Source organism: Clostridium sp. HCS.1 (assembly GCF_047900555.1).
GTDB lineage: Bacteria > Bacillota > Clostridia > Clostridiales > Clostridiaceae > Clostridium.
Window position 1 is genome coordinate 786,687 of record NZ_CP170704.1, and the last position, 13,224, is coordinate 799,910.

General features: G+C 29.7%; 11 protein-coding genes and 1 riboswitch. Of the genes, 10 read left to right on the forward strand and 1 reads right to left on the reverse strand.

Annotated features, from left to right (window positions below; genetic code table 11):
• Positions 1-542 precede the first annotated feature (542 nt).
• The 9 genes from ACFYH6_RS03705 to ACFYH6_RS03745 all read left to right on the forward strand — a co-directional run bounded on the left by ACFYH6_RS03705 (position 543) and on the right by ACFYH6_RS03745 (position 9,465).
• Positions 543-1,901 carry a PTS sugar transporter subunit IIC gene (locus ACFYH6_RS03705; protein WP_316343187.1) on the forward strand — a complete coding sequence of 453 codons (1,359 nt, stop codon included), beginning with the start codon at positions 543-545 and terminating at the stop codon, positions 1,899-1,901.
• Entirely contained in the window at positions 1,894-3,675 is a 1,782-nt protein-coding gene (locus ACFYH6_RS03710) for a glycoside hydrolase family 35 protein (protein ID WP_416179039.1), read from the forward strand. The genes ACFYH6_RS03705 and ACFYH6_RS03710 overlap by 8 nt, the downstream gene beginning before the upstream one ends.
• A gap of 107 nt (positions 3,676-3,782) precedes the next feature.
• Positions 3,783-3,950, forward strand: coding sequence for a hypothetical protein (locus ACFYH6_RS03715; protein ID WP_416179038.1), 168 nt, complete (start codon positions 3,783-3,785; stop codon positions 3,948-3,950).
• An 18-nt stretch (positions 3,951-3,968) separates the two neighbouring features.
• On the forward strand, positions 3,969-5,087 hold the full coding sequence (locus tag ACFYH6_RS03720) for a PTS sugar transporter subunit IIC (protein ID WP_416179234.1): 1,119 nt from the start codon (positions 3,969-3,971) through the stop codon (positions 5,085-5,087).
• A gap of 203 nt (positions 5,088-5,290) precedes the next feature.
• Positions 5,291-6,190, forward strand: a complete 900-nt coding sequence (locus ACFYH6_RS03725) for a haloacid dehalogenase-like hydrolase (RefSeq protein WP_316343184.1) — start codon at positions 5,291-5,293, stop codon at positions 6,188-6,190.
• 107 nt (positions 6,191-6,297) lie between these two features.
• Positions 6,298-6,615, forward strand: a complete 318-nt coding sequence (locus ACFYH6_RS03730) for a PTS sugar transporter subunit IIB (protein ID WP_416179037.1) — start codon at positions 6,298-6,300, stop codon at positions 6,613-6,615.
• Between the two features lie 35 nt (positions 6,616-6,650).
• Entirely contained in the window at positions 6,651-6,971 is a 321-nt protein-coding gene (locus tag ACFYH6_RS03735; RefSeq protein ID WP_416179036.1) for a PTS lactose/cellobiose transporter subunit IIA, read from the forward strand.
• 358 nt (positions 6,972-7,329) lie between these two features.
• A complete protein-coding gene (locus ACFYH6_RS03740; RefSeq protein WP_416179035.1) occupies positions 7,330-7,755 on the forward strand; it encodes a hypothetical protein in 426 nt (141 codons plus the stop codon).
• 333 nt (positions 7,756-8,088) lie between these two features.
• Positions 8,089-9,465 carry a glycoside hydrolase family 16 protein gene (locus ACFYH6_RS03745; protein ID WP_416246477.1) on the forward strand — a complete coding sequence of 459 codons (1,377 nt, stop codon included), beginning with the start codon at positions 8,089-8,091 and terminating at the stop codon, positions 9,463-9,465.
• 130 nt (positions 9,466-9,595) lie between these two features.
• Positions 9,596-9,698, forward strand: a riboswitch (SAM riboswitch).
• 266 nt (positions 9,699-9,964) lie between these two features.
• Here ACFYH6_RS03745 and ACFYH6_RS03750 read toward each other — a convergent pair.
• Positions 9,965-11,404, reverse strand: coding sequence for a DDE-type integrase/transposase/recombinase (locus ACFYH6_RS03750; RefSeq protein ID WP_416180558.1), 1,440 nt, complete (start codon positions 11,402-11,404; stop codon positions 9,965-9,967).
• A 176-nt stretch (positions 11,405-11,580) separates the two neighbouring features.
• Between ACFYH6_RS03750 and ACFYH6_RS03755 the strand changes: the two genes are divergently transcribed.
• On the forward strand, positions 11,581-13,197 hold the full coding sequence (locus tag ACFYH6_RS03755; protein WP_416180420.1) for an ABC transporter substrate-binding protein: 1,617 nt from the start codon (positions 11,581-11,583) through the stop codon (positions 13,195-13,197).
• The last annotated feature ends 27 nt before the right edge of the window (positions 13,198-13,224 follow it).

The window sequence follows — 13,224 nt, forward strand, 5'->3', positions numbered from 1 at the left end:
ATAATAATTTAAAAATAAATAAGATTATTTTATTATAAAAAATTTAATTATATCAAATAAGATAAAATTTAAATTATTATTGATTAGTAACTATATAAATATATGGGAATTATAGCTAAGGTAAGAATATATTAAAAAAAGAATTGATTATAAATTATAATTAAAAAGTTCAATAATATACAATATATTTGTTGACAAATTATTTTTCATAAATTATACTTTAACCATAATAAATTATAAATTATTATTAATTATGGAATAAAAAAAAGAAATATGTACAAAATAAATTATAAATTATAAGAAAAGGAGGGTTTTTGAGTAAAATGTAGTCTTAATTTGTTAAATAAGTTAATTATTCAAAAATAGATAAATAATTAATTTTTTTATTTATATTAAGATATTCATGAAATTTAAGAAAACGATTAAATGGATATATTAAAAATAATTTAAGCTTAAGGATGAAGTAATAATTTAAAATTTATAAAGTTTAATAACAAGTAATGTGTATTTAGTTTGTAGTTTTAATGAAAAGGAGATAAAACATGAACAAGTTGATGGAAATGATCGAAAAATATTTACTACCAATTGCTGCGAAAATAAGTAATCAAAAATTATTAGTAGCTCTTAGAGATTCTTTTATTGGTACTATGCCTGTTGTTATGACTGGTTCCATTGCATTATTATTAAATGCATTTTTAGTAGATGTACCTGGACAATTTGGAAATACTTCAATTCCACAAACATTTAGTTGGTTCGTAGATGTAAACAATTTAATATTTAGAGGAAGTTTAGCTATAGTATCGTTATTATTTATTTTTTCTTTAGGTGTAAACGTAGCTAAAATCTATAACACAGATACATTATCATCAGGTATAGTTGCTCTTTCAGCTTTTATAATAGCTATTAGTAATTCTATTACTAAAACTATTCAATTACCTAATGCAGATGGACAAGCTCTTTCAGAACTTTTTAAAGGTATTAAAGATATAGCTGTTGAGGGAAATAATCTCTCCTTTACAGTTAGTGGTATTATTCCAGGATCTCAAATTAATTCAAATGGATATTTTACTGCAATAATTATTGGCTTTGTAGCTTGTATTATTTTTAGTAAATTAATGAATAAAAATTGGACTATAAAATTACCAGATTCAGTACCACCAGCCATTGCAAAACCTTTTATGTCAATAATTCCTGGTTTTATTGCTTTATATACTGTAAGTATATTTGTATATGCATTTAATAAAATTACTGGACAATTATTAATTGACTGGATATATAAAGTTCTTCAAACTCCATTATTAGGATTATCCCAAAGCTTCTTTGCAGTTGTATTTATTGCATTCTTAACTCAATTATTCTGGTTCTTTGGTATTCATGGTGGAAACGTTATGGCGCCAATTATGGAAGGATTATTTGGAGTTACCTTATTAGCTAATATGGAAGCTTTTCAAAATAATCAACCAATTCCATATTTATGGACAAGCGTATCTTATGGGGCTTTTGTATGGTATGGAACCTTAGGTTTATTAATAGTAATATTCTGGAAGTCTAGAAATAGTCATTATAAGGAAGTTGCAAAATTAGGTATAGCTCCAGTTCTGTTTAATATAGGAGAACCTGTTATGTTTGGACTTCCTACAGTAATGAATCCACTTTTATTTATACCATTTTTATTATCACCTACTTTAATGGCTACAGTTTCATATTTAGCAACAAGCTTAGGCTGGGTAGCACCAGTTACTCAAAATGTTACTTGGGTTATGCCACCAGTATTATATGGATTCTTCGCTACAGGATTTGATTGGAGAGCAATTGTATTATCATTAGTGAATTTAGCAATTTCAATTTTAGTTTATTTACCTTTTGTTAAGATGGCGGATAAGGAGGAGCTTAATGCCTAAGTTTGAAATAAGAGAAGAGTTTTATATAGATGATAATAAATTTAAAATTCTATCTGGAGCTATTCATTATTTTAGAATACATCCTTCTCAATGGGAAGATACACTATTTAATTTAAAATCACTAGGATTTAATACAGTAGAAACTTATATTCCTTGGAATATCCATGAGCCTTATGAAGGAAACTTTGATTTTCATGGAATTAATGATGTAGAGAAGTTTATAGAAATAGCTGAAAGTATAGGGTTATATGTTATTTTAAGACCAACTCCTTATATATGTGCTGAATGGGAATTTGGTGGACTTCCAGCATGGCTTTTAAAGGATAAAGGAATAAAACTTAGAAGTTCAGATAGTAACTTTATAGACAAATTAAGAAATTATTATAAAGAATTGATACCTAGATTAGTTAAATATCAAATAACTCATGGTGGACCAGTTTTGATGATGCAAGTTGAAAATGAATATGGTTCTTATGGAAATGAGAAGGAATATTTAAAAATTGTAGCATCAATAATGAGGGAAAATGGGGTAGATGTTCCCCTTTTCACCTCAGATGGAACATGGCTTGAGGCATTAGATTCAGGAGCTTTAATTGAAGATAATATTTTTGTAGCTGGAAATTTTGGATCAAAGTCAAAAGAAAATACTGATATTCTTAAGGGTTTCTTTAAAGAGAATGGTAAGGATTGGCCTGTTATGTGTATGGAATATTGGGATGGATGGTTTAATAGATGGGGTCAAGAGATTATTCGTAGAGATGCAATTGATTTAGCAGAAGATGTAAAGGAAATGCTGGAGATTGGAAGTATAAATCTTTATATGTTTAGAGGTGGAACAAATTTTGGATTTATGAATGGATGTTCAGCAAGGGGAAATAATGACTTACCACAGGTTACCTCTTATGATTATGAGGCTGTATTAACTGAATGGGGTAATCCAACAGATAAATATTATGAATTAAAAAAGGTTATAAAATCACTTTATCCTAATATAGAGCAATTAGAGCCAAGAATAAGAATACAAAAGAATCTTGGTAAGTACAAAGTTGATGGGGCAGTAAGTTTAATGAAAATTGTTTCTGAAATATCAGAGGAAAACCATACTGTATATCCTCAGGCTATGGAAGATTTAAATTGTAATTACGGATATATGTTATATAAATCTAATATCAAAAATTATAATCATAATGAGAAATTAAAAGTTATTGATGCTGCTGATAGATGTAGTATTTATATTGATGAAAAGTTTGTAGCAAATCAATATAAAGAAGAAATAGGTACAGAAGTTGAGTTTAACAGTGAAAACCCAATAATAAATATTGATATATTGGTAGAAAATCTAGGAAGAGTAAATTATGGACATAAACTAAATGCACCTACTCAAAGAAAAGGGATAAAAGGTGGGGTAATGATAAATAATCATTTCCACAGTGGATGGACTCAATATCCATTATCCTTTAATGAGGAAATGGTAGCTAAGATTAAATTTGAAGAAAATATTGTAAATAAGGTAGAAACTCCAATGTTTTATCATTTTACTGTTGAATTAGATAGTATTCATGATACTTTTATAGACTGTTCTAAATACGGGAAGGGCTGTATATTTGTGAATGGTTTTAATGTTGGAAGGTATTGGTCTATGGGGCCTATACAATATTTATATCTTCCATCTGGTTTTCTTAAAGAAAAGAATGAGATTATCATATTTGAAACTGAAAACATCTTAATAAATGAACTTGAATTTAGTGACAAACCTATTTTTACTGACTTGTAATTAAGTAGAGATTTTAAGTTTTATAATAAATAATCACAGAATATTTGTTTTTGTAGTTAAATGATATAGAGATTATTTTTAAAATTATTTAATGAGGAGAGGTTAATATGAAAAATCTAAATCAAATTCTTGAAGAAAAAATGCTTCCAATTGCATCTAAATTAGGTGCAAACAAAGTATTAATAGCAATACGTGATGGAATCACATTAAGTATGCCATTAATAATTATAGGCTCTTTATTCCTTGTAATAGCAAGCTTTCCAATTGAGGCATAGACTACTTGGTTAACTACCATAGGAGTTGATTCTTATTTATGGAAGGGTGTTGATAGTAGCTTTGGATTAATGGGATTAGTTGCAAGTTTTGGTGTTGCTTATAGTTATGCACGTCAACATAAAGTTGATGGTGTCTCAGCAGGTATTATTGCATTATCTTCTTTTATAGTAGTAACACCTTTTGTAACTGGTGAAAATGGTGCTGGAATTCCAGTTGGTTACATGGGAAGTAAAGGTTTATTCGTAGCTATGGTTCTTGGTATAATTTCTGCTTTAATATTCCAATGGTTTATTAAGCACAATATTCAAATTAAATTACCAGATGCTGTACCACCAGCAGTTGCAAGAAGCTTTAGTGCTTTAATTCCTGGAGCTGCAATTATTACTTTATGGTTAGTTGTTTTTGGAGTACTTGATAAGATGAGTATTGCTAATATTCATGATTTATTAGGAAAAATCTTAGGTGTACCATTAGGATTGATTGGAAATAATATTTTTGGAACAATTATTGCAATTTTATTAAATAGTATGTTCTGGTTTGTTGGTATTCATGGTGGAAACGTTGTAAATAGTATTCTTAATCCAATATGGCTTATGAATTCAGATGCAAACCGTTTAATATTCCAAGCTGATAGTGCAGCTCATTTACCAAATATTATCACAGCACAATTTATGGACAACTTTGTATATATGGGTGGCGGTGGAGCTACACTTGGTTTAGTAATAGTAATTGCTATTATTGCTAGAAAGAAAAATGCAAGTAAAATTAGTAAAACTATGGCACCTTTAACTTTAACACCAGGTTTATTTAATATTAATGAGCCTGCAATGTTTGGTTTACCAATAGTTATGAATGTTTCATTATTAATTCCATTTATTTTAGCACCAATGGCTAACGCTATAATATCCTATGCAGCTATGGCAACAGGTTTAGTTGCTAAAACAACAGGAATTGCAGTTTCATGGACAATGCCAGCAATTATTAGTGGATTCCTTACAACTGGAGGCCATATAAGTGGAGCAGTTCTTCAAGTAGTATGCATAGCTGTTGATATTTTAATATATTGGTTATTCTATAAATCAGTAGAAAAGCAAAACTTAGCTTTAGAATCACAAGAAGTTGAAGAATTAGTATAATAGCATGCTACTAATAGTAAGAGGCTATTGCACAATGTAAAATTAATAATAAAAAATGTAAAATAAAATATTAAACTCATTAAGGAGTTTATAAAAAAGAAATACAAAAAATATATAAAGAAATATATAAAGAAATATTAATATAAAGAAATGAAAAAATAATAAGATAAAGAAATGAAAAGATAAAATTTGGAGGAGTAATTATGGGTAAAAGATTAATTAGTGCAAACGCTTCGGAGATATTGCAAATGACCGCAGCAGAATTAAAACAAAGTATTAAAGCAAGTGAAGGGAGAACCATTCTTTCAGAGAATGTGGCACCTAGAGAATCCTTTATCGGTGATATTACAAACTCTGAAATTGCTAGAGCTTTTGGAGCAGATTTAATTTTACTTAATGGTGTAGATGTTTTAAATCCAGAGATATTTGGAATAGATGCTGCAAGAGGAAACTTTGTAGATAAATTACACTCTTTAGTAGGACGACCAATAGGAGTAAATTTAGAACCTGTAGATTTAGAGGCAAATATGTCAGAGGATCGATTAACAATAAGCAAAGGTAGACAAGCTAATCTTGAAACAATTAAGGAAATTGAAAAGCTTGGTATGGATTTTGTTTGTTTCACAGGTAATCCAGGAACTGGAGTAACAAATTCACAAATTGAAAAGACAATTAGCTTAGCAAAAGAAAACTTTTCAGGATTAATTATTGCGGGAAAAATGCATGGAGCTGGAGTTGATGAGCCGGTTGCAGATATAAAAGCAATAGAAGCTTTTATTAAAGCAGGAGCTGATGTTATTTTAGTTCCAGCAGTAGGAACAGTACCAGGCTTTGATGATATGGATTTAAAGGAAGTTGTGAAAGCAGCACATAGTAAAGGTGCACTTGTACTAACAGCCATTGGAACTAGCCAAGAAAGTTCTGATGAAGACACAATTAAACAAATTGCAATACGCAATAAAATTTGTGGAGCAGATATTCAGCATATAGGTGATGCAGGCTATGGTGGAGTTGCACCTTTTGAAAATATTTTTGCTATGAGTAAAGCCATTCGTGGTGTTCGTCATACTGTTTCAATGATAGCAAGATCAATTAATAGATAAACTGGGAAAATTTGTTCCCCTGGGGAATGCATATGGTTATTGGAAAAATTTGTTCCCCTGGGGAAGAATAAAGGTTATTAAATAAGTCTTAAGGAGGAATTTATATTATGAAAAAGACAATTATGTTAGTATGTTCAGCTGGAATGAGTACTAGTCTATTAGTAACAAAAATGCAAAAAGCAGCTGAAGATAAAGGTCTTGAAGCAGATATATTTGCTGTATCAGCTAGTGAAGCAGAGGATCATTTAATTAATAAAAAAATTGATGTATTACTTTTAGGACCACAAGTACGTTTTATGAAATCACAATTCGAAAGAAAAACTACACCATTGGGGATTCCATTAGATATTATTAATATGGTTGATTATGGAACAATGAATGGTGGGAAGGTGTTAGAACAAGCTATAAAATTAATTAATAACTAGTTGTATAGATGTTCACTTAAAAAGGGGTGTTTATTATGGAAGAACAAATGAATTTAGATGTAATTATGCAGTTAATAATGTTTGGTGGAGATGCCAAGAGTAATGCAATGGAGGCTATTCAAGCAGCAAAAGCTGGAGATTTTGAATTAGCTAAAACTAAGATTGCAGATGCAGATGCCTCATTAAGACAGGCGCATCACTCTCAAACAGAAATGTTAACTAAAGAGGCACAAGGAGACAGAACTGAACTTTCATTATTAATGGTACATGGTCAAGATCACTTAATGACTTCAATTGCTTTTACAGATTTAGCAAAGGAAATAATTGAAGTTTATAATCGTATTTCTGGAAAGTAATATTATATAAATTAAAGATAATTAAATATATAAAAAGTAAGTAAAATTTGTATAATTTGCTTATTTGACATTGTAAGTAATCTCTAAAGAACTGAAGGTGTTATTATATTTTGGATTAGAGTCTGTACTAAGAATATGTAAGAAGGTTCAAGTAAATAGGGTTACTATAGGGGTCATACTGATAAAAATAAAGTTTCATTATTAATAGCATAGGTCAAGATTACTTAAGGACATTAATTTACTTACAGATTAAGTAAAGTAGATTTTGACCTATATACATGCATTTTGGAAAACACTATTATATCTTATCTTAAAAGTTCGCAAGAATAAAATTAATATAATATAAGGAGTGAATACTATGTCTTTAAAAAATAATAAACAAAATTATCAAAATGGATCTAATAAAAAATCTATTAGACATCTGTCTAAAAAATTTACTGTAGTACTAGCATCAGCTTTAATTGGAACAAACTTAGTGTCATTATTAGTTGGATCTAATAATGCACTTGCAGCAGAAAATAAAGCTAAAAATAAAGTTCCTTCAATAACTGAGCCATTACAAGAACTTAATAAAATTGCAAATGGTGAATTTGAAAATAATTATGCATCTAATAAAGGAAAATGGGACTATAAAAAGAATGGATTAGCAAAACTGATAGAAGAAAATGATAATTCTTATGGGATTATTGAAGAAGGCAATATTGATGATTACATCTTACAGATAATATCTACAACACCTGGTAAGAAGTATAGAGTATCAGCTGATATTAAGGTTACGACGTAAGAAGGAAGAACTCCAGGAGGCGTTTATTTTACTGTAAAACAAAGAACTGAAAATGGACAACAAGGAAAGGTTTATGAACAAATTGAATTTAAAGAATCATTAAATGAATGGACAAAACAAGAATTTACATTTACAGCAGCAGAAGATATCAAAGAAGCTTACGTTGGAATAGTAAAATGGGCAGAAAGTGATGCTAATGGAGATGTTACAAAAACAGAAATTAGTATAGATAATGTAAAGGTTATAGAAGAGGATAAAGCTACAGTTGTTTGAGCAGATGAGTTCACTGGAAATATATTAGATCAAAGTAAATGGGGATATGAATTAGGTAGTATTCGTGGTAATGAACAACAACATTATGTAGATAGCAAAGACAATGTATTCTTAGAAGATGGGAATTTAGTATTGAAAGTAACTGAAAGAGCAGAAGAAGATCAATATAAAAATCCAAGAAATCATAGTGTGAAAAGGCAAATTATATATAACTCTGGAAGTGTTAGAACTCATGGAAAACAAGAATTCTTATATGGACGTATTGAAATGAAAGCTAAGCTTCCTAAGGGAAAAGGCGCTTTCCCAGCTTTCTGGACACTAGGTTCAGATTTTATGTTAGATGGTGATATAAATCCAGAACAAGGATATGGATGGCCAAGTACTGGTGAAATAGATATTATGGAAATTATCGGAGCACCAACTGATGAAAGATTGGCTCAAGGGGAACAAGATACTACTAACGATAAAAGACAAAGTAATAAAATAGCATATGGAACACCTCACTTCTATTATGGAAATGCAACTGATCCTGATAAAGATGGTAGCTATGCACCATATGCATTAGGTGGGAATCTTACAATAGATGAAGATTTTAATGATGATTATCATGTATTTGGAATCAATTGGTCTCCAGATAAGATTGAATGGTATGTTGATGGTGTTGTATATAATACAATGTATCTAACTGGAGATGAACGTGCAGAAGCAGCAGCTGCTACACTTAATAGACCACAATATATTCAATTAAACTTAGCTACTGGTGGTAACTGGGCTGGTGATGCAGGATTATATTTAGCAGAAGATAATACTACATTTGAAATAGATTGGGTTCGTTGGACTCAAAATGAAGAGCAAAAGGCTGCAGCTGATGAATATTATGCAGATAATCCGAATATTAAAGGAGTTAGAAATGTTACTATGATACAAGGGGAAACTCCTGATTTACTTGAAGGTATTACAGTAGATAAAGAAAATTATGTAGTTGATTACTCAATTGATGATGAATATATGTTTTCAAATTCTGGTGGAAATACAAATGTTACTTTAAAAGTTAGTGATTCTGAAGATTTAGAAGGGTTACAAGCTTTAGAACCAGGTGTATATAATATTCATTATAGTGCATTCCCTAAAGATGCTACTTTAAATGGATGGGTAACACCAGTATATAAAGTAAAAAGAGAAACAGTTTTATTAACAGTTTTACCTAGTGGTGAAAATGAAATAAAGGGTAAGATAGGTGATAGATTATCTTCTGTTAAATTACCTGATGGATGGAAATGGCAGGATGAAAAGCAAGTAATTAATAAAAATAAAAAATATAAAGTTATTTTTAATAATATGGAATCAGGAGAAGAAGCAGGTAAGGAACGTACTATTGTAACAGAAATATCAGGAGAAAAGATTGCTGAAAAAAGAATTCAGAAAAGAAATTGGTAAATAATTGGTCCCCAGGGGAAATAAATTAGAAGATTGTTATTAATTAATAAAAATTATTGACAAATACGAAAATAAAGTTTATTATAAATACAAATTTAATTTTCGGAAAAGTGAATATTAGAATTTAAAGTTCTTATCAAGAGTGGTGGAGGGACTGGCCCTATGAAACCCGACAACCGGTACTTAGTATACGGTGTTAATTCCTACAAAGCAAATGCTTTGAGAGATAAGAAGGTAGTGCGTAATTTTATATGAGTTTAAATTAAACTGCTTTCTTTTTGAAGGCAGTTTTTTTATGTTTAATAAAAAATAATAATAAAAATAAGCAATAAGCAAAAAGATAGTGTAAAGTTTCGTATGAAAAGTAGAGTTAATTAAATTAGAGGAATAAATTTCAATTTATTCTTTAAAATTTAAAATTTACACCAAATTTAAGTATGACGAAAAGACCTTCGATGGCGGAGGCAAAAATTTAATCGATATGCGATTTTGTTATTTATCAAGAAGTTTTAGATTCTTGCATATGTAAAATAGTTTGTTGACCAAGTGAGATAAGTATTTGCCATTTAGCTGGCATATTATCAATACCATCTAGCGCAGGAATTTCGTTTAATGGCTTCCAATAATTATATGGGTGAGGTCTTAGAAAGTTATAATATGCAACCCAAAGACTAACCCCATAAAGAGCTCCATCTTCGCTACCATAACCACAGGTTATGCGATAAGAGGATTTAAAGGTTCTATTAAGACGTTCAACTATTTGTTTAATCCAACGATGTTCAGATGATACAGCGTCATCATTAGTAAGCCCAATAACTTGAATTAAATCAAAGTCTTTATTTTCTTCAAGTTCAAATTGTTGCTTCGCTAACGGATAGGCTGTATAGCCATCAGCAATGAATTTTAGAGCTTTACCAGGGAAGTTTTTAAACTTATAAAAAGCCATACGCATAGCTAGAATACAAGGGCCTACAGATCTTGTATCAGATACTTGATAGCCAAGAATTGATTTTTTACAAGCATCCATTACAAACCAAACATAATGCTTGATACCTTTAACTTTAATATAGGTTTCATCAGCAGAGAGTATTTTAGATGGTTTGTAATTAAATGTATCTACAAATGGCTTAATAACAGTAGCTGCTGTTAATGCGTATTTAGCTACCATTGTATGTGAAATATCTATTCCATGAACTTCTTTTAGTGCATTGGCAGTTTGTCTTGTAGAAAGCTTTAAATTAACATGATAAGTTAAGCAAAGCCCCATTATATGCGGATTAAACTTTTTAAAACTAAAGCCTGTAGCATACTTAGATATTCGATTTAAATCCATTTTGAAAAAGTTAATAGTAAACTCACGATATATGTAATGAAGCTTATATTTATACTTTTCAGATGGATCAATATCTTTAGGAATCTTTTTAAGATTCTTTTGATAATAGGAACATTTAGGATTAGTGCATTTATGTATCCTAAAGTGCTTACGTTGTTTTTGTTCCGTAAGCGTAGCTCCACAATATGGACAGATAAATACTAATGGCTTAGTAGCATAATTAGTTTCTTTAAATGTAAGACCACAAACTTTACATTGAAACTGTCCTTTACTACCATTGTTATCATAAATATATTCGTGAGGGGCACCACATTTAGGACATATAGTTTTTTCGGGAATAGACTTACCGTTTCGCCTTTGGACTGGTTTTACAGTTTTATTATATCTATGCTTGTAATAAGCTAAAAGTAATTTATAATCTACTTTTTCGAATTTAAGAATTTTAGGCAGCTTGTCTACTTTAAATTTTTGATATTCCGGGCTATTTGAGTCATCAAAGGCCATTTGTTTAAGTGGAATATGCTTTGAAATAAATAAAAGAAGTTGATAAATAATTTTAATTAAATATTGATTATATGCAAGTAAATAAGTTATAATTGAATCCATAATAACGACAACCTTTCGTGTTGATTTTGTGGTTTAGCGATTCAATTTTAACATGAAATTAGGGGGTCGTTGTTTTTTTATGCAAAAAAACTTTCGAAACCTTGATATATAAAGAAATTAAAAGAAAAATAGTGTAAAAAACTTTACACTAACAGCAAAAATAAGGGGGCAATTAAATGAAAAACACAAGAAAACTATTAGCAACAATCTTAGCATTATCACTAGCTATTGGAGCAGTAAGCTGTGGTGAAGGAACTACAAATGCAGACAATGGGGGCAAGGAAAAGAAGATATTACGTTTTGCAGAAGCTAATCCTAAAAATTCATTGGATATGCAAACTAATACAAATAGTAAGGTAGCTGTAATTAGTGACCATATAACTGAATCCTTACTTAGATATGATGAAGACCTTAATTTAATTCCTATTTTAATAAATGATATGCCAAAAGTTTCAGAAGATGGTTTAACATATTCCTTTGAATTAAAGGAGGGAATAAAATTCCATAATGGTGAAACCTTAAAGAGTAGTGACGTTAAATTTACCTTTGAAAGAATGTTTACACCTGCAACTGGGGCTTTAAGTACTTATAATTATGACATGATAGTAGGTGCAAAGGAAATGTTAGCAGGTACTAGAGAAAGCTTAGAAGGTTTTAAAGTTATTGATGATACTAAATTTGAAATTACTTTAGTAGAGCCTTATGCTCCATTTATAAGTAATTTAGCCATATCCTATGCAGAAATATTCCCAGAAAAGGCTACAAAGGAAGCTGGGGAGAATTGGGGAATAACTACCTTAATAGGTACTGGTCCATATAAATTAGAATCAAATAATCAAGATACTGGAGTTACCTTAGTTAAAAATGAAAATTATCATGATGGAATACCAAATCTTGATGAAATACAAGTTAAGTACATAGATGATATAAATACTCAATTATTAGAATATGAAAAGGGAAATATTGATGTAGTTGCTTTAGATGCAACATTATATAAAAATTATGCAGAAAATGATAATTTTAAAGATGAAGTTAATGAATATCATCCTTTAGGCACTACTTTCTTAAATATTAATAATGAGGATGAAGTTTTAGGAAATGCAAGGGTAAGAGAAGCTTTATCTTATGCTGTAAATAGAGAAGAAATAGCTAATTATTTATTAAATGGCACAGTTACACCTGCAAAGGCATTTTTAAATCCTAATATACCAGGATATAACGAAGAAGCAAAGGACTATGAATATAGTATAGAAAAAGCAAAGTCTTTACTTGATGAAGCTGGATACAAAAATGGGGTGCAAATTAAGGCAACAGTGTCATCAGCAGATGGAAATGCATCTAAGGTATTTACTGCAATTCAAGCTCAAGTAAAAGAGGCAGGAATTGATTTAACAATAGAAAGTTTAGATGCAGCAGCCTTTAATCAAAAGAAAAAGGATGGAGAATTACAACTTTATCTAGCAACTTGGAATGGACTTTATCCTGATGGAGACCACTTTATGAATGCATATTTATATTCTGCAAATTCAAGAACAAAATCAGTAAACTATAATAATTCTAAATTCGATGAAATTATGTCAAAGGCAAGAGTATCTAGTAATAAAGAAGAAAGAGCAAAACTTTATAAGGAAGCAGATGCAATTGCTACAAGAGAAGATTATGCAGTAATTCCTCTTTATAATCAATCTTCATTCTTCTTAGCAAAACCTTATGTGGAAAATATGAAGATTGGAAATTTAATCTATCATTTCTTTAATGTAGATATAAATACTGAACTACAAAATAAAAAATAGTATTTAATTATAGAATATAGGATGTGA